Raw genomic sequence first — 16,728 nt, 5'->3', positions numbered from 1 at the left:
TGCCGCAGCCTGGGCATTCCGGCCCGCTACGTCAGCGGCTATTTCTACGCCGCCAACGAACCCGACCTGGCCAGCCACGCCTGGGTCGACGTCTGCCTTGATGTGGCAACGCGGCGCTGGGTCAGCATCGACGTGACCCACAGTTGCGTGATTGACGAGCGCCACGTGCGCCTGGCCATGGGCACCGACTACAACGCCTGCCCGCCGATCAAGGGCGTGCGGCAGGGCGGCGGCGAGGAATCAATGACGGTGACGATCACGATTGAGCCGGTTTGACCGGACGCTGATTCGTTGCGTTGCAATAGCCCGGGAACTCGAGGCTGCATCACGCTACGCATTGGCAAGGATGGCGGCTCATCACATTCGATACGAAAGTGCGAAAGTGCATGCGGTGTCATCCAAAGTCCGTTTTTTTCGATCTGTAAATCGATGCCATCGATCAAGTTCATGGAAAACTATCATTTTTGAAAATTGCTGGCAAGCACTACAGTCCGCCCATAGCCATCCAACCCAGCAGAACAACAGGAGACGTGCAGATGCAAAAAGTCCTCAGCGGCATCAAGGTGCTTGAGCAAGGCACCTTTATCACCGGCCCGGCAGCAGGGATGTTTCTTGCCGATCTCGGGGCCGAGGTGATCAAGCTCGAACAGCCGGGTACGGGCGATCCTTTTCGTGCGTTCAAGGGCGGGCTCTACAGCCCCCATTTCCAGACCTACAACCGCAACAAGCGCAGCATCACGCTCAATCCCAAGCTGCCCGAAGACGCTGCGGTTTTTGACGAACTGGTGAAAGACGCCGACGTCTATATCCAGAATTTTCGTCCGGGTGCGGCAGATCGCCTGGGCGCCAGCGAGGCCCGCCTGCGGGGGCTTAACCCCCGGCTGGTCTACTGCGCCATCAGCGGCTTTGGCCAGACCGGGCCGGCAGCGGGCCGCCCGGCCTACGACACGGTGGCGCAAGCGGCCAGTGGCTTTTTGAAACTGCTGATCAACCCGGCCAATCCGCGCGTGGTGGGCCCTGCCGTGGCCGACGCCATGACCGGCTTTTACGCCGCCTACGGCGTGCTGGGTGCGCTGGTGGAGCGTGGCCGCACGGGCGTGGGCCGAAAAGTCGAGGTATCCATGCTGGAGGCCATGTGCCATTTCAACCTGGACGCATTCACCCACTATTTTTCGGAAAATGAGGTCATGGGGCCATTCAGTCGCCCCAGTGTGTCGCAGTCCTATGTGCTTGAATGCGCCGACCAGCTCTGGATTGCGCTGCACATGTCGTCCCCCGAGAAGTTCTGGCAAGGCCTGGCCAATGCCATCGAGCGCCCCCGGCTTTTCGACGACCCGCGCTTTGCAACGCGCACGGCCCGTATCGCCAACCAGGACGAGTTGATTGTGTTGCTGGGTGAGCTGTTTCGCCAGCATGACCGCGCCACCTGGTGCCAGCGGCTGGAGGCCGAGGACGTGCCGCATGCGCCCATGTACGACACCCGCGAGGCCATGGAAGATCCGCAGGCCCGGCACCTGCAATTGAAGGTGAGCGCGCCGCACCCCGAGGGCGGCGAGTGGCACACCATCCGCTCCCCCGTGAGCTTTGACGGCGAGCGCCCGCTTGACGTCACCGCACCGCCCACGCTGGGCGCTGACAACGACGCCATTGTCGAACCCATACGCCGACGCCTGGGCTTGCTGCCCCAGAGCGCGCCATGAAATCACAAGAGCAACCACGAGGAGAACAGAACCATGACCCCATCGAACGAAAATGAACTGACCCAGGCCGTGCTGGAGCGCCTGAGCAGTGCAAAAGATCCCCGCTTTGCGCAGATCATGCAGTCGCTGATCACACATCTGCACGCCTTCATCCGCGAGGTGGACCTCCAGCCCGATGAGTGGATGAACAGCATCGAGTTCCTGACGGCGGTGGGGCAGACCTGCACCGACAAGCGGCAGGAATTCATCCTGCTGTCCGACACCCTGGGCGCTTCGATGATGGTGGTGATGCTGGACCAGGCACGCGCCAAGAGCCGTGCCGCACTGGGCGCCAATGCAGCCACTGAGGCTACCGAAGCGACCGTGCAGGGCCCTTACTACTGGGCGGGCGCTCCAGACCTGCCGCTGGGCGCCAACATTGCCGAAGGTGTGCTGGGCGAACCCACTTTTTATAGCGGACGCATCACCGACACGGCGGGCCAGCCCCTGCAGGGCGCGCTGCTCGACATCTGGTCCGGTGACGGCGAAGGCAACTACGACATGCAACTCGAAGGCTCGGAAATGGCTGCACGCGCACGCATTCGCACCGACGCGCAAGGCCGTTACTGGTACTGGTCCATCCGGCCCACCGCCTATCCGGTGCCCGTGGACGGGCCGGTGGGCCGAATGCTTGAGGGCATGGGGCGTCACCCCAACCGTCCCGGCCACATCCACATGATGGTGTCTGCGCCCGGATATGTGCCCGTCACCACGCACCTGTTCGTCGCCAACAGCCCTTACATCGACTCCGACGCGGTATTCGGTGTGCGCCCCAGCCTGATCGTGGAGTACGAATCGCACCCTGCGGGCACGGCCGCCGATGGGCGGATGCTGGACGTGCCGTACTGGTCTGCCCACTACGATTTCTGCCTCGAAACCCAAGCCACCTGAAGCCCACTACAAACCCGAACAGCGAGCATCACGCACCATGAAAATCGGTAAAGAAACCATTCCCAGGACCGCCATCTGCACATCGGATGAGAACACCATTGTTGTGCGCGGGCTGGACTTGTGCCAGGACGTCATTGGACATGTGTCCTTCGCAGACTATTTCTTCCTGCTGCTGACCGGGCGCAAGCCAGATGCTGCCTGCAGTGCGGTTCTAAACGCCACCCTGGTGGCGATTGCCGAGCATGGTTTTGTCCCCAGTGTGCAGGCCAGCCGCATGACGTTTGCGGCCGCACCCGATGCCCTGCAAGGCGCGGTGGCCGCTGGCATTCTGGGCTGCGGCTCTGTCATTCTGGGCGCCTCCGAAACCGCAGGGCGGCTTTTTGCAGACGTGGCCGCCCGCGTGGATGGCGGAGTGGCGCTGGACGATGCGGCGGCGGCTGCCATTGGCGAGCTCAAGGCGGCGCGCCGCTCCATTCCCGGCTATGGCCACCCGCTGCACAAAACCCGTGATCCGCGTGTAGACCGCCTCATTGAAGTGGCCACGCAGGCGGGGGCCGACTTGCGTTACGTGCACATCGCGCAGGCGCTGGAGCGTGCCATTCCCGGCATCGTCGGAAAGGACTTGCGCATGAACGTTTCGGCGGCCATTCCCGCCGTGCTGATGGGGGTTGGGTTTCCAGTGTCCTCACTGCGCGGCGTGCCCATCCTGGCGCGCACGGCTGGCCTGATTGCGCATCTGGCCGAGGAAGCCGAACAGCCCAGCGGCTTTGCGCTCTCGTACCAGGCGACGCGCGAGCTGCAGTACGAAGGCGTGCTGCCCGATGGCTTTGGCAGCGAGCGGTGATGAATCAGTGTCAGGCCGCGCAGGTGTCTCAAACAGGAAAGGAGTAATGCCATCGATTCAATACAGACGATGCGAACTTGGGTGATATGAATACCCGTGATGAATAGCAGTGAATTTTTCGCCGGCTTTCAATAAGCGATGCCGAAAATCACGGATAAAAATTTTAATGAATGCGCACTTCGGTTCGCAACAGGAGACAACTCATGCGTTTGAAAATCAAGTTACTCGGCGGCCTCTTCATGGGTCTGATTTGCACCCTGGCGAGTGCCCAGGCCGATTGGCCCACCAAGCCCATCAAGATCGTGGTTGGCTTTGCGGCAGGCACCCCACCCGACATTTTTGCCCGTATGTACGGTGACTATGCGTCCAAGAAAATGGGCGTTCCGATCCTGATCGACAACAAACCAGGTGCTGCGGGCAATCTGTCCTCGGACTTCGTGGCCAAGTCTCCAGCGGATGGCTACACCTTCCTCTACAACTTGTCGACTGCCTTCACGATCAATCCATTCATCTATACCAAGCTCCCGTTTGATCCCCAGAAGGACCTGGTGCCGGTCGCCACAACCATGCGGCAAGGGCTGGTACTCATCACGAATCCCAAATTTCCGGCCAACACCATCAAGGAACTGGTGGCATCCGCAAAGGCCAAGCCCGGAAGCATTTCACACGCATCCTATGGCGCGGGCAGCCCCTCCCACCTGATCGTCGAGTGGATGAAAGACGAGGCCAAAATCGACATGCTGCACGTCCCCTACCGGGCCAGCCCTGTCAGCGACCTGCTCGGTGGCCAGGTGGACACACTGATGGAGCCTATCGCCACCGCGTATCCGCTGATCAGCGGTGGTCGTGCCAAAGCCCTGGCCTATTCCGGGTCTGCCCGCCATCCTTCCCTGCCCGATGTTCCTACGCTGTCGGAAGTGGTTCCGGGTCTGTCCGTGATGTCGTGGCATGGCATCTGGGCGCCCGCGGCAACACCGGCCAATGTGCTGACGCGCTTTAACGCCGTCATGGTGGAAGCCAGTAAAGATGCTGACATGCAAAAACGCATCAAGGACTTGAATGTTGAGCCGATGGGTTCCTCGCGCGCCGAGATGGATGGCCTGGTCCGGCGGGATGCTGAAATCTTCAGCAAAATTATTAAAGCCAAAAATATTCGCGTGGATTAAATGGTTTGTGACGCTGGGCCGCCAGCGTGCGTTCCAGTGGCCCTGCTGGTTCAAAGCCTAATCAATTTTTTGCAGGCGGCTATTAAAGCCCAGCTTTCGGACGATGGACGAAAATGACCGTACCTCCGGCGAAGGACGGTCGGCCTTCCTTCGGAGGATGCCTGGGGTGCGGATGGGCGTGGGGTTTTCAATCGGGATCGCTTTGAGCGCGCTGCCAATGGGGATCACGCTTTTGGCAACGATGGTCGCAATCTCCGTTCGCGCAACGAGCGAAAGCATGGGGCTGATGGTGTTCATCTCTGCCACCACCAGCGGCTCGGCGCCGCAGGCCACAAAGCATTCTTCAAGCATCGCGCGGGTGGCGAATTCCTTGGGTAACAGGGCGATGGGTTGCCGGTGCAGCTCCACCATGCGCACCCGCTTGCGCTTGTATAGCGGATGGTTCTTGCCCACCACCAGCACCATCTCCTCGTTGTAGAGCGGCTCAAAAACCAGCTCGCTCAGACCGGAGGGCCGGTAGGTGATGCCGAGATCCAGTTCTCCCGCGCTCACTTTGCTGACGATGCTGTCTGCCGCCAGTTCCTGGACCGTCATATGAACCGTGGGGTGGCGTTGCATGAAAATCGCCACGCACTCGGGAATGAATCCCAGGTTGAATGAGTGGGTTGCGCCCACCCGGACCGATCCCGCCAGATCCGCGCCGGACTCCTTCAATGCGCCAACGCCCTGGTCTATCTCTTGCAGTGCCCGCAGGGCGTAGGCAAGAAACGTCTCGCCAGCCTCGGTGAGGGTGACCCGCTTGCCCACGCGATCAAACAGCCTGGTGCCCAACTCCTCCTCAAGTTGGCGGATTTGATGCGACAGGGTGGACTGGGTGACGTGCACCCGCTCGGCGGCCCGGGTAAAACTCAGTGAACCCGCCAGCGCAGAAAAATACCTCAGATGCCTCAGTTCCATCAAGCCCTCGCTTCATCATTGATGGTATCGATCATAGCGATCTAAATTCACCATTTCCTGCGAAAAGTATTCATGCCTACACTGGTGCCAAACGTTGGATGGATCGGGATTGGCGGATGGAGAGTACACAGGCATTGATGGCCACCTTGAAGAACCTCGGTTCGCACGCGTTGGTTGGCGACGTAGGGCAGGCCGTAAGTTGGCGACGCTTCGGCGCCGGGGCGCCACTGGTGCTTTTGCACGGCGGGCACGGTTCGTGGCTGCATTGGATTCGCAACATCGAGCAACTGGCTGCATCGCACGAAGTCTGGGTGCTCGACATGCCTGGTTTTGGCGAATCAGATGCACTGCCTCCAGACGCCAGTTTCAATGCGCTGGTCGATGCCATCAGCCTGTCCATCGCGCAAATTCTGGGGCATGAAACAGCCATTGATCTGGCCGGATTTTCCTTTGGCAGTGTCGTAGCCAGCGCGCTGGCGCTGCGGCGTGGCAACGTACGCAAACTTGCACTGCTGGGCCCTACGGGACATGGCGGCCTGCGCCGTGAATCGTCCCCCATGGTGAACTGGCGGCGCTCCACGGCGCAGGCAGACCTGCTTGCAGACTTGAAGAAAAATCTTGAAGTGCTGATGCTGCATGGCCCCGTCGATCCGCTGGCGCTGGAGATCCACAGGTACTCGTGTTTGCATACGCGCTATCGGAGCAAGCAGACGTCCCAGAGCGCTGTCTTGCCAGCGCTTCTTGAACCCCTGCAGTTGCCGATCCTGATGGTGTGGGGTGAACATGACGCGACCGGTGTGCCGCAGGAGATAGGCCCCCGGTACCAGGACGCCAGGCCCGAGCGCCAATGGAAAATAATTCCCGGAGCAGGCCACTGGGTGCAATATGAGGCTGCCGACTTTACTAACGATTTACTACTTGATTGGTTCAACAAATGCTAATTGCGATTCATGCCATAGACGACCCAGCCGCCCAGCGTCCACTGTATTACGACGGCCACAAAGCACATTTGGCGCGTGCCGGGGAGTACGGGGTCAAATTGGTGATCGGAGGGCCATTGCTGGGTGATGACGGGCGAACACCCATCGGTAGCTTGATGGTTTTTGAGGCTTCCGACAAGGAATCTGTCGTGCGCTTCAACGCCGATGATCCGTTCAGAAAAGGCGGTGTCTGGCGCACCGTCTGCCTGTCTCAATTTGATCGCAGGACCTGAGCGCGCTGGCTTTTTCCGGCCTGGTCAGCGTTGTCACGCACGAATCAAGGCCAGGCGCCTAGGTATTCCAGCTCAGGTTGTTGCAGGCTACACATTCTTCCTTGATCAGGCCTATTTTGACCAGCAGGGAATGAACTTTGCAGCCGGCGCAAAACCCCAATACCGTTTCCATCCACATGAACCCGAAGCATACCCATACGAGGACCAGCGGAATCCATTTGGGCAGGTAGTTTCGGGTGGTCGGCAGCAAGTCATGGGCAAACACCCAGTTAACCCAGCCGGCAAATACTTCAGGATTGAAGAAGATCAGGCAAACCGATATAAAACTTGCACCGATCGACCAGGCGAAGCGCTTGGGCGCCAAGGGCTTCCAGACGGGCGCATGGCCTTTGGCAAGAAAGCTGCTGATCAGGATGGTGGGGGAAAACCGGGCGGTGAAGGTGAACATTCCCGACAGCATTTCAAGGAATGCATACCAAAGCACCATGGTCTGCATCGAATAGTCCATCGTGCGTCGGATGGCCTCGACGCTGTAAAGAATGTGGCCGTCAAAATCCGTATCGAACGTATCCTTGACCGCATTGCCAGTGACGATCCAATGAGAGCCATACACGGCCTGGTACAGGGTAAGGCCCATGTACAGGGGAATGACCAGCAGCAGGCCGGCACGAATCCGAACCGCAATGTCATTGATATGTAGCGTGTCCGCACCCGGGTCAAGGAACCAGAGTTTTCTGAACACTTCCGCGATATATCCGAACGGTTTATTCGATGACATGTGGTGCCAGTGAGTTGAGTGCGCTCCGGGCAATCTGCGATCTGCCGAACAAGTTGCCTCTTGCATCGAGAGCGCCAACCCCGTCCGGAAAATCCCTTGCATAAGCGGGGGATTATATCTCTGAGCCCGGTTTTTGCATGCAGTGCTGCTGGTTTTGGCCGCTACCGCCCGACAACGCCATTCATTCCCCGCTTGACCTCATCCCCGAGCTCAATCACCGCCATGGCGTAGTAGCTGCTCCAGTTGTAGCGGGTGATCGTGTAAAAATTCTCGGTGCCCGCCACATAGCTCGGCGCCTCGGGCCCGTTGAGCAACTCGATCAGCGCCAGAGGCCCTTTGTGCTCCAGCGCCGCGCCTTCCAGCACCGCACCTTTTGCGGTGAAGCTGGCAACGCCAAAGGTCGGCAAAATGTCGGCCGCCATCAGGGCGTCCATGTCCAGGCGGCTGGTGTCAAAGCTGACCGGGTAGTGGGTCGGCATGCCGGGCTGCCAGTTGAAGGCCTTGAAGTAGTTGGCGACCGAGCCGATCACGTCGGCCGGGCTGTTCCACAGGTCGATGCTGCTGTCGCCGTCAAAATCCACGGCGTACTTGATCCAGCTTGACGGCATGAACTGCGGCATGCCCATGGCGCCTGCGTAGCTGCCCTTGATGTCCAGGGTTTCCAGCGCGGTGGCGCCGCGCCGGCTTTCCAGGGTCAGGAACTGCTCGATCTCGCCTTTGAAGAATTCGCTGCGCTCGGCGGCGCGCGGGTGGCTGGCCGGAAAGTCGAAGGCCAGTGTGGTCAGCGCTTCCAGCACGCTGAAGCTGCCGGTGTTGCGGCCGTAAATGGTTTCAACGCCAATAATGCCCACGATGAGTTCGGCCGGAACGCCGAATTCCTGCTCGGCGCGAGCCAGGGTTGCCCGGTTTTCTTGCCAGAAACGCACGCCGGCGGCAATGCGGACGGGGTCGATGAAACGGCCCCGGTAGGCGCGCCAGTTTTTGACAAAGGCCTTGGCCGGCGGCTGCATCAGCCGCGACACCGTGGGGTTCAGCCGCGTCTGGCCTATGGCCGCCCGCACCCAGCCCGGGTCAAGGTTGCGCCGGCTGGCCAGGTCCTCGGCAAACTGCATGACCTCGGGGCGGGTGGCATTCAGCGGGGCCTGGTTTTGCGGGGCGCTGGTGGCGACTGCCCTTGTATAAGGTTTTGCCTCACTCGCACCTGCTGCACTTGCTGCATTTGCCAGACCCGCCATTAAAAAAGTGGCCATTACAAGGCAGGGGAAAGGCGATTTAGGTGTCATTCAGAAAAAGTAGGTTGGCTAGCCCTGATTTTAAGCAGTGCATGAAATGCAAGGGGCCAAGCCGGGTACTACGGTATCGCGGTATGGCGGCTATGAAAGCCGGCGCCATTGCTGCCGGAGTTGTTTCAGCGCGCGCTGGTGGTGCGGCTGGCTGGCGGATGCGGCGCCGTAGCGCTGCCGCTCAAGCGCCATCAGCCAGTCGTGCAGCGCCTGCCCCTGGCTGCCCTGGCGCGCCAGCACCTGCAGTGCCAGGTGGCGCGGCGAGGCGGCGGGCGTGCTGTCAATGCCGGCGCGGGCCAGGTGCTTGCGCGCGCGGATGAGCAGGCGCAGCCAGGGGTCGTGCTGGCTGCGCTCCCACAGTGTCCAGGCAGCACCGGCCAGGCTGGTCAGCACGATAAGGACAAAGAGCACAACGCTCAAATCCTGCCAGCTTGGGGATTCAAAGCCGATGTTTTTCAGCAGATCAAGCTGCTTGCCCTGGGTGTAATTGAGCACCCACTGGGACCAAGAGTTGTTGACGGCCTCCCAGGTGGCGCGCAGTTGGGCCGACAGGGTGGGGCTGAAGTTGCCCAGCGCCTCGGCCACGACGCCGCGCGGTGCGGCCAGGCGCTGAAAGGCGCCGGTGCGCCCAGGCGCCACGGCCGACGTGGGGTCGACACGGACCCAGCCGGCGCCGGCTTGCCAGACTTCAGCCCAGGCGTGCGCATCGCTTTGCCGGACCACCCAGAAGCCGTCCACGCTGTTGCGCTCCCCCCCCTGGTAGCCGGTGACGATGCGCGCCGGAATGTTCATGGCGCGCATCAGGATGACAAAGCTGGAGGCGATGTGCTCGCAAAATCCCTGCTTGCTGTCAAACCAGAATTCGTCGGCCGTGTGCCGGCCAAACACGCCGGGCTCCAGCGTGTAGGTGTAGCCGCCGGTGCGCAGGCGCTCCAGCGCCACCTGCACCAGGGTGCTGGTACTGGCCTGGGCATGGCGCGGATCGCGCCGGATCTCGTCGGCCAGCGCTTGCGTGCGCGGGTTAAAGCCTGGCGGCAGATCGACAAACGCCTGCAGACCCGGATCTGGCTGCAGCGGCCCGTGTGTGAAGGCGGGGAAGCTGCGGGCCTTGTAGCGCACGATGTCGGTGATGGGCCGGTTGGTCAGCCACTGCAGGTCGGGCAGCATGACGCTGCGATAGCCGGGCACCTCGGGGCGCTGCGCGGCGGCCTCCAGCACAATCAGCCAGGGCTGGCGCGAGGGCTCCAGCGTGACTTCGTAGTCGATCGGGTCGCCCGTCACTTGCAGCCCTGCCTGCAGTTCATGGCGGGGCGAAAACTCCGTGTGCTGGGGCTGCCACTGGCGGCCATCAAAGCGTGACAGCACCGGTCCCCTGAAATAAAGCGCGCGCTGCGGCGGCGGCTCGCCCTGAAAGCGGATCCGCATGGCGACGCTCTCGTCCAGGGCCAGGCTGGCCATCGTGCCGACTTCCATGCTGGCGCTCAAGCCGCTGCGGCCTGTCATGGCGTCGCTCGGCACCCCCCACAGCGGGGCCATGCGCGGAAACAGCACAAACAGCACCAGCATGATGGGCGCGCCCAGCAGGGCCATCCAGCCGGCCGTTTTGGCCGCCTGGGCCAGCGGCGGTTTGCCGACCGGCATGTGGGCGTTGACCACGGCGGTCAGCAGGCCCAGCAACCCCAGCAGCATGCTGAAAGCCGTCAGCAATGACTGCGAATAGAAAAAGTTGCTCAGCATGCAAAAAAAGCCAAGGAAAAACACCACAAACGCATCGCGCCGGGCGCGCAGTTCCAGGGTTTTAAGCGTCAGCAACACCACCAGCAGGGTGACGCCCGCGTCGCGCCCGAGCAAGGTTTTGTGCGTGGCATAGGTGGCCGCGATGGTCAGCGCCAGCAAGGCCAGCAACACCCATTTGCCGGGCAGGGACCGGCTTTGCACTGCCAGCCAGCCCCGCCAGGCCAGCACGGCAGCCGCCAGCGCGCTGCACCACAGCGGCAAATGGGCCGCCTGCGGCAGCAGCACCCAGGCAATCACGGCCAGCAAAAACAGCGTGTCCCGGCTGTCGCGCGGCAGGTTGCGCAGTGCGCTTGCGCTGAACGGCGCCCCCTTCAGCACAGCGCCAGCGCTTCCAGGCACTGCCGTTTGTGGACTTCGCCGCTGCCCGGCGGGATGTCAACCGCAGGCAGGCGCAGGCCGTAGTCCAGTCCCAGCTGGTCGGCCTGCAGTACCCAGGCGCACAAGCGCGAGAGCTTTTGCTCGATGCCGGCCGCACCGGCCTGTGCCAGATCCAGCCACAGTTGGTGGCGTTGGGCGTGCTGGGTGTCGCGCACCACCAGTCCTTGGCCGTCGGCTTTGGCCGCCTTTTTCCAGACCACCAGCTTCAGGGCATCGCCGCGGCGGTAGGCCCGCACGCCATCGAACTCGCCTGAGCGCTGTGTGCGCGCTACCGATGTAGTGCCGCCCGAAAGGGGTTCGCCCGGAGGCAGCGGCGGCGGGTTTATTTCGGGCGCCGGGTACACCAGGATCTGGGCTGCCGGCCGCCAGACCGTCCAGACCCGAAAGGTGCCGAGCGGAAAGCGCGTTTCGGCGGTCAGCGTTGGCAAGCGGTGCAGGCCGCGCAGGGCCGGTGTAAACGCCACCTGCAGCACGCTGCTGCCCTGGGCCGGCACGTCGGTCCAGGCCCAATCGGGTGCGCTGCCTGCGCTTCCTGGCATGCCTTGCTGCCTGGCCGCGTCCTGTGGCTTCAGGATGCGCAGGCCAATGCCATAGCGCGTGGTCTGCCGGGAATTTGTAAACTTGACGTCGAACAAGGCCGTAGCCCCCGCATGCTGGGCACCAGGCGCGATCAGGTTCATGGCCAGTCCGCGTAGCGTGCCATGACAGACATGCATGCCCACCAGCGCGCTGCCGGCCAGTAAAAACGTCAGCAGGTAGCCCAGGTTGAGCTGGTAGTTGATGGATGCCACCAGCAGCGTCAGCAGGGTCGTGCCCAGCATCAGCCCCGGGCGCGTCGGCAGGATGTAGACCGTGCGCTGGGTCAGGGTGACGTGGTCAGACAGCGGCAGCCGATTTTCAAACCAGGCATGAAATCGTGCGCTGACCCGCTGCAAAGGGCGCGAAAAAAGTGGCTGCGGGGCACTGACCCGGATGGATGGCGTGTTCACGGCAGCGGCACGGCGTCCAGCATGGCGCGGACCTGCTCCACCGCGCCCCGCCCCGCTGCGCTGACGGGGATCAGCCGGTGCGCGGTGGTTTGCGGCAGCACGGCAGCCAGGTCGTCGGGCGCGACATAGTCCCGCCCGCTCAAAAAGGCCTGCGCTTTGGCGGCGCGCATCACGGCAATGCCGGCGCGCGGGCTCAGGCCCTGCAAAAACCAGCGGCCCGAGCGGGTAGCGGCCATCAGGTCCTGCAGGTAGTTCAGCAGCGGCTCGGCGGCGTGAACCTGCAGGACTTGCTGCTGCAGCGCCAGCAGGTCGTGCGGCGTCAGCAGCGCTGGCAGGCTGTCCAGCATGTCTCGGCGGTCGCCGCCCTGCAGCAGTTCGCGCTCGGCGGCGCGGTCCGGGTAGCCCAGCGAGATCCTCATGTGAAAACGGTCCAGCTGCGATTCGGGCAGGGCGTAGGTGCCCAGCTGGTCGTGCGGATTTTGCGTGGCAATGACAAAAAACGGCTGCGGCAGCGGGCGGGTTTCACCTTCGATGGTGACCTGCTTTTCTTCCATGGCTTCGAGCAATGCGCTTTGCGTGCGGGGGCTGGCCCGGTTGATTTCGTCGGCCAGCAGCACCTGGGCAAATACCGGCCCGGGGTGAAACACAAAGCTTTCCTTTTGGCGTTCGTAAATCGACACGCCCGACAGGTCGCTGGGCATCAGGTCGGCGGTGAACTGCACGCGCGAAAACTGGAGGCCAAAAGAGCGCGACAGTGCGTGGGCTAGCGTGGTTTTCCCGACACCGGGAACGTCTTCTATCAGCAGGTGGCCTCCTGCGAGCAGGCAGGCTACGCAGTCTTGCACCTGCGACGACTTCCCGACAATGACCGTGTTAAGCTGATTTAAAAGCGTTTGAAGTTTTTCTTTGACATGCATGGCCTGAACGATAACGTAATTTTTCGCAAAGTTTGTACACCATGAATGCGACTGGTTATTTCACCCACAGCGACTGCCGCAAGCATGAAATGGGGCCGGGTCACCCCGAGTGCCCGGCGCGGCTTGATGCGATTGAAGACAGGCTGCTGATGAGCGGCGTCGGTGATGCGCTGGACCGGCGCGAGGCGCCGCCAGCGCCGCTTGGCGACATCGAACTGGCGCACGACCGCATGCTGGTGGCGGCGATCCGGGGCTTGTCCGATCAGCTGGTCGACGACATCAATGCCGGCGGGCCGGCCTATGCCCAGATTGATCCTGACACCCTGCTCAACGTTCACACCTGGAACGCCGCCTTGCGCGCGGCGGGCGCGGTGATTGCGGCCACCGACGCCGTGATGGCCGGTGACCTGGCCAATGCGTTTTGCGCCGTGCGACCGCCCGGCCACCATGCCGAGCACAACAAGGCCATGGGGTTTTGCTTTTTCAACAACATTGCCATTGGCGCCAAGTACGCGCTGGCGCGCCACGGCTTGAAGCGCGTGGCGATTGTTGACTTTGACGTGCACCACGGCAACGGCACCGAAGACATCATCAAGGGTGACGACCGCATCCTGATGGTGAGCTTTTTCCAGCATCCGTTTTTTCCGTTCACCGGCGCCGACACGCAAGCGCCCAACATGGTCAATCTGCCGGTGCCGGCCTACACCAAAGGCATGGACGTGCGCGAACTGATCGAGATGATGTGGATGCCGCGCCTGGAGGCGTTCAAGCCCGAGATGATTTTCATCAGCGCCGGCTTTGACGCGCACCGCGAGGACGACATGGGCCAGATGGGACTGACCGAGCAGGACTACGCCTGGATGACCCAGCGCATCAAGGACGTGGCAAAACGCCATGCCAGGGGACGCATCGTGTCGGCCCTGGAAGGGGGCTACAACCTCAGTGCCCTGGCGCGCAGCGTGGAAGCGCACATCCGGGTGCTGGCTGATCTATAAAGCTGATTTTTAGGGATTTTCATGTTTGCTGCATCGGCTGATTCTTCGCCTCCCGTCCTTCATACGCAGGACGAGCGGGGCGTTCACACCCTTACCCTGAACCGGGCGGGCACCTTCAACGCCCTGAGCGACGAAATGCTGGCGGCCCTGCAAGGCGCACTGGACGCCATCAGGGCCGACCCGTTGGCCCGGGTGGCGGTACTTGCCGCGCAAGGCAGGGCGTTTTGCGCCGGCCACAACCTCAAGGAAATGCGCGCCCAGCCAGAACTGGCTTATTACCAAAAGCTGTTTGCCCAATGCACGCGGGTGATGCTGGCCATCCAGCATTTGCCGGTGCCTGTGATTGCCAGGGTGCAGGGGCTGGCCACGGCCGCCGGTTGCCAACTGGTGGCGCAATGCGACCTGGCGGTGGCCGCGCGCCACGCCAGTTTTGGCGTGAACGGCATTGATGTCGGCCTGTTTTGCGCCACGCCCAGCGTGCCGCTGGTGCGCAACATGCTGCCCAAGCAGGCCATGGAAATGCTGCTGACGGGTGAGTTCATTACCGCCGACGAGGCGCGGGCCCGGGGCCTGGTCAATCGCGTCGTGCCGCTGGAGTCGCTGGACGCCGAGCTTGAAAAGCTGCTGCAAGCGCTGCTGTCCAAGCCGCGCGAGGCGCTGGCCATGGGCAAGGCGCTTTTCTACAAACAACGTGAAACCGGTATTGAAGCGGCCTATCAGCTGGCGGGCCAGACCATGGCCTGCAACATGACGCATGCAGTGGCCCAGGAGGGCGTGCAGGCTTTTATTGACAAAAGGACACCGCAATGGCCAGTGGCGGCATCTTGAGTTCTGTTTTTACGTCCACCGCCTCCGCCCCTGCCGCCGTGCCGATCGACAGCCTGGACGCCTGGCTGGCAGCGCTGACCCGGCCAACCGCCCTGACGGAGATGGCTGTGCTGCTGGCCTGCGCGCTGTTGGCCTGGCTGGTGGTGCGCGTGGCCAGCCGCACGCTGCATGTCGATGGCGAAGCGCCCATCCTGTTTGGGCGGCGCCTGGTCGACGGGGTTTTGTTTCCCTTGCTATGGCTGATTTTTGCCTATGCGGCCCAGACGCTTTTGGCGCGCGCGTTCCCGTTGGCCGTGTTCAAGGTGGCGATTCCGGTGCTGCTGTCGCTGGCGCTGATTCGTTTGGGCGTCAAGGTGCTGCAGGTGGCGTTCAAAACCGCGCCGCTGGTGCGGGCGCTGGAGCGCAGCATTTCGTGGCTGGCCTGGATCGCCATGGTGCTCTGGGTCAGCGGGTTGCTGCCGGTCATGCTGGACCAGCTGGACAATATCAAGTGGAAGATGGGCACCTCGACCCTGTCGGTGCGCACCATGCTGGAAGGCGCGGTGACGGCTGGGGTCGTCCTGCTGATTGCGCTGTGGATTTCGTCGGCCCTGGAAGCGCGTTTGCTGCGCTCGGCCAAAGGCGGTGACCTTTCCCTGCGCAAGGCGTTCAGCAACGCCATCCGTGCGCTGCTGATGTTTGTCGGCCTGCTGGTGGCGCTGTCGTCGGTCGGGATTGACCTGACGGCGCTGTCCGTGCTGGGCGGGGCCATTGGCGTGGGCATTGGCTTGGGTTTGCAAAAACTCGCGGCCAGTTACGTCAGCGGGTTTGTGATGCTGGCCGAGCGCAGCGTGCGGATTGGTGACAACGTGCGCGTTGATGGCTTTGAGGGGCGGATCACCGACATCAATGCGCGCTACACGGTGGTGCGCGCCTTGTCGGGGCGGGAATCCATCGTGCCCAATGAGATGTTCATCAGCGGCCGCATTGAAAACCTGTCCCTGAGCGACACCCAGGTCCTGCAGTCCACCGTGTTGTCGGTGGCGTACGACAGCGACGTGGAGCAGGTGATGCGCTTGATGACCGAGGCCGCGGTGGGGCAGGAGCGCGTGCTCAAGGAGCCTGGCCCCGGTGTCAATTTGACTAATTTTGGTGCTGATGGCCTGGAGTTCACGCTCAACTACTGGATGGAAGATCCCGAGAACGGCCAGCAAAACCTGCGTTCACGCATCAACCTCGCCATTCTCCAGTCGCTGCGCGCCAACGGCATCGAAATTCCTTACCCGCAACGGGTGATTCACACCGTTGCCGCGGCGCCTGTGCCGGCCAGTCCGCCTGATGCAGTCGCCAAGGCGGCAGTCGCGGTGCCCGGGATTAGCGGCTCATGATTAAAATAGAACGATCGTTCTTTTTATTCCTGCCGTCATGGATAATTCCTACGCAGCTGCGTCCCGTCTGTTTCATGCAGGCCGCAGCTTAGAATGCAAAGCTTACGTTGACGTTGACGTTAACGTCAACGTTAATTAACAAACTCTGGAGCCCCGCAATGAAGGTTTTGGTCCCCGTCAAGCGTGTAGTCGACTACAACGTGAAAGTCCGCGTCAAATCAGACGGCACAGGTGTCGACATCGCCAACGTCAAGATGAGCATGAACCCCTTCGACGAGATCGCCATCGAGGAAGCCGTGCGGCTCAAGGAAAAGGGCGTGGCGACGGAAGTCATTGCCGTCTCGTGCGGCGTGCTGCAGTGCCAGGAAACCCTGCGCACCGCCATGGCGATTGGCGCCGACCGCGCCATCCTGGTCGAAACCGCCGAGGAACTCCAGCCGCTGGCTGTGGCCAAGCTCTTGAAGGCTTTGGTCGACAAGGAGCAGCCACAACTGGTGATCCTGGGCAAACAGGCGATTGACGACGACTGCAACCAGACCGGCCAGATGCTGGCTGCGCTGCTGGGCTGGCCGCAGGCCACGTTTGC

At 62.1% G+C, this 16,728-nt stretch carries 17 protein-coding genes; 11 read left to right on the top strand and 6 right to left on the bottom strand.

What is annotated here, in order from left to right:
• The 5 genes from IV091_RS05300 to IV091_RS05280 form a co-directional block, all read left to right on the top strand.
• A partial coding sequence (locus IV091_RS05300) for a transglutaminase family protein (RefSeq protein WP_293466076.1) occupies window positions 1-276 on the top strand: 276 nt, incomplete at its 5' end.
• 260 nt (window positions 277-536) lie between these two features.
• The gene (locus IV091_RS05295) at window positions 537-1,700 is read left to right on the top strand and encodes a CoA transferase (protein ID WP_293466074.1); all 1,164 of its coding nucleotides are present in this window, start codon (window positions 537-539) and stop codon (window positions 1,698-1,700) included.
• A gap of 33 nt (window positions 1,701-1,733) precedes the next feature.
• Window positions 1,734-2,630: a dioxygenase gene (locus IV091_RS05290; RefSeq protein WP_293466073.1), complete on the top strand. Its 897-nt coding sequence runs from the start codon at window positions 1,734-1,736 to the stop codon at window positions 2,628-2,630.
• 37 nt (window positions 2,631-2,667) lie between these two features.
• Window positions 2,668-3,474 carry a citryl-CoA lyase gene (locus IV091_RS05285; protein ID WP_293466072.1) on the top strand — a complete coding sequence of 269 codons (807 nt, stop codon included), beginning with the start codon at window positions 2,668-2,670 and terminating at the stop codon, window positions 3,472-3,474.
• 203 nt (window positions 3,475-3,677) lie between these two features.
• Window positions 3,678-4,640, top strand: a complete 963-nt coding sequence (locus IV091_RS05280; RefSeq protein WP_293466071.1) for a tripartite tricarboxylate transporter substrate binding protein — start codon at window positions 3,678-3,680, stop codon at window positions 4,638-4,640.
• Between the two features lie 57 nt (window positions 4,641-4,697).
• On the opposite strand, the gene IV091_RS05275 is transcribed toward IV091_RS05280, so the two are convergent.
• Window positions 4,698-5,597: a LysR substrate-binding domain-containing protein gene (locus IV091_RS05275; RefSeq protein WP_293466069.1), complete on the bottom strand. Its 900-nt coding sequence runs from the start codon at window positions 5,595-5,597 to the stop codon at window positions 4,698-4,700.
• Window positions 5,598-5,734: 137 nt separating this feature from the next.
• Between IV091_RS05275 and IV091_RS05270 the strand changes: the two genes are divergently transcribed.
• Window positions 5,735-6,538, top strand: a complete 804-nt coding sequence (locus IV091_RS05270; RefSeq protein WP_293466067.1) for an alpha/beta fold hydrolase — start codon at window positions 5,735-5,737, stop codon at window positions 6,536-6,538.
• Complete coding sequence (locus IV091_RS05265; RefSeq protein WP_293466065.1) at window positions 6,532-6,810, top strand: YciI family protein; 279 nt, start codon at window positions 6,532-6,534, stop codon at window positions 6,808-6,810. Before IV091_RS05270 ends, IV091_RS05265 begins: the two co-directional genes overlap by 7 nt.
• A gap of 58 nt (window positions 6,811-6,868) precedes the next feature.
• Here the strand turns inward: IV091_RS05265 and IV091_RS05260 are convergent, their stop codons facing one another.
• From IV091_RS05260 to IV091_RS05240, 5 genes are all read right to left on the bottom strand, one after another.
• Window positions 6,869-7,690 carry a DUF4395 domain-containing protein gene (locus tag IV091_RS05260; protein WP_293466063.1) on the bottom strand — a complete coding sequence of 274 codons (822 nt, stop codon included), beginning with the start codon at window positions 7,688-7,690 and terminating at the stop codon, window positions 6,869-6,871.
• 59 nt (window positions 7,691-7,749) lie between these two features.
• Complete coding sequence (gene mltB / locus IV091_RS05255) at window positions 7,750-8,823, bottom strand: lytic murein transglycosylase B (protein WP_293466092.1); 1,074 nt, start codon at window positions 8,821-8,823, stop codon at window positions 7,750-7,752.
• A gap of 138 nt (window positions 8,824-8,961) precedes the next feature.
• Window positions 8,962-10,986, bottom strand: a complete 2,025-nt coding sequence (locus IV091_RS05250) for a DUF3488 and transglutaminase-like domain-containing protein (protein WP_293466062.1) — start codon at window positions 10,984-10,986, stop codon at window positions 8,962-8,964.
• A complete protein-coding gene (locus IV091_RS05245) occupies window positions 10,980-11,981 on the bottom strand; it encodes a DUF58 domain-containing protein (protein WP_293466090.1) in 1,002 nt (333 codons plus the stop codon). Before IV091_RS05245 ends, IV091_RS05250 begins: the two co-directional genes overlap by 7 nt.
• Window positions 11,982-12,031: 50 nt before the next feature.
• Window positions 12,032-12,952: a MoxR family ATPase gene (locus tag IV091_RS05240; RefSeq protein ID WP_293466061.1), complete on the bottom strand. Its 921-nt coding sequence runs from the start codon at window positions 12,950-12,952 to the stop codon at window positions 12,032-12,034.
• A 41-nt stretch (window positions 12,953-12,993) separates the two neighbouring features.
• Between IV091_RS05240 and IV091_RS05235 the strand changes: the two genes are divergently transcribed.
• The 4 genes from IV091_RS05235 to IV091_RS05220 all read left to right on the top strand — a co-directional run.
• Complete coding sequence (locus tag IV091_RS05235) at window positions 12,994-13,947, top strand: histone deacetylase family protein (protein WP_293466060.1); 954 nt, start codon at window positions 12,994-12,996, stop codon at window positions 13,945-13,947.
• Between the two features lie 21 nt (window positions 13,948-13,968).
• Window positions 13,969-14,775, top strand: coding sequence for an enoyl-CoA hydratase (locus IV091_RS05230; protein ID WP_293466059.1), 807 nt, complete (start codon window positions 13,969-13,971; stop codon window positions 14,773-14,775).
• Window positions 14,772-16,142, top strand: coding sequence for a mechanosensitive ion channel domain-containing protein (locus tag IV091_RS05225; protein WP_293466058.1), 1,371 nt, complete (start codon window positions 14,772-14,774; stop codon window positions 16,140-16,142). Before IV091_RS05230 ends, IV091_RS05225 begins: the two co-directional genes overlap by 4 nt.
• Before the next feature lie 158 nt (window positions 16,143-16,300).
• The coding region (locus IV091_RS05220) for an electron transfer flavoprotein subunit beta/FixA family protein (protein ID WP_293466057.1) at window positions 16,301-16,728 on the top strand (428 nt) is incomplete at its 3' end.

Origin of the sequence: Polaromonas sp., assembly GCF_018780625.1 — a bacterium.
In the GTDB taxonomy this organism is placed as follows: domain Bacteria; phylum Pseudomonadota; class Gammaproteobacteria; order Burkholderiales; family Burkholderiaceae_C; genus Polaromonas.
This window is presented reverse-complemented; position numbering and strand designations above follow the sequence as displayed.

What these genes read in the sequence shown, in the direction of transcription:
- IV091_RS05295 (WP_293466074.1), top strand. Translation starts at nt 537, where the DNA reads ATGCAAAAAGTCCTCAGCGGCATCAAGGTGCTTGAGCAAGGCACCTTT.
- IV091_RS05285 (WP_293466072.1), top strand. Translation starts at nt 2,668, where the DNA reads ATGAAAATCGGTAAAGAAACCATTCCCAGGACCGCCATCTGCACATCG.
- IV091_RS05290 (WP_293466073.1), top strand. Translation starts at nt 1,734, where the DNA reads ATGACCCCATCGAACGAAAATGAACTGACCCAGGCCGTGCTGGAGCGC.
- mltB (WP_293466092.1), bottom strand. Translation starts at nt 8,823, where the DNA reads ATGGCGGGTCTGGCAAATGCAGCAAGTGCAGCAGGTGCGAGTGAGGCA.
- IV091_RS05275 (WP_293466069.1), bottom strand. Translation starts at nt 5,597, where the DNA reads ATGGAACTGAGGCATCTGAGGTATTTTTCTGCGCTGGCGGGTTCACTG.
- IV091_RS05265 (WP_293466065.1), top strand. Translation starts at nt 6,532, where the DNA reads ATGCTAATTGCGATTCATGCCATAGACGACCCAGCCGCCCAGCGTCCA.
- IV091_RS05240 (WP_293466061.1), bottom strand. Translation starts at nt 12,952, where the DNA reads ATGCATGTCAAAGAAAAACTTCAAACGCTTTTAAATCAGCTTAACACG.
- IV091_RS05230 (WP_293466059.1), top strand. Translation starts at nt 13,969, where the DNA reads ATGTTTGCTGCATCGGCTGATTCTTCGCCTCCCGTCCTTCATACGCAG.
- IV091_RS05260 (WP_293466063.1), bottom strand. Translation starts at nt 7,690, where the DNA reads ATGCAAGGGATTTTCCGGACGGGGTTGGCGCTCTCGATGCAAGAGGCA.
- IV091_RS05235 (WP_293466060.1), top strand. Translation starts at nt 12,994, where the DNA reads ATGAATGCGACTGGTTATTTCACCCACAGCGACTGCCGCAAGCATGAA.
- IV091_RS05280 (WP_293466071.1), top strand. Translation starts at nt 3,678, where the DNA reads ATGCGTTTGAAAATCAAGTTACTCGGCGGCCTCTTCATGGGTCTGATT.
- IV091_RS05270 (WP_293466067.1), top strand. Translation starts at nt 5,735, where the DNA reads ATGGCCACCTTGAAGAACCTCGGTTCGCACGCGTTGGTTGGCGACGTA.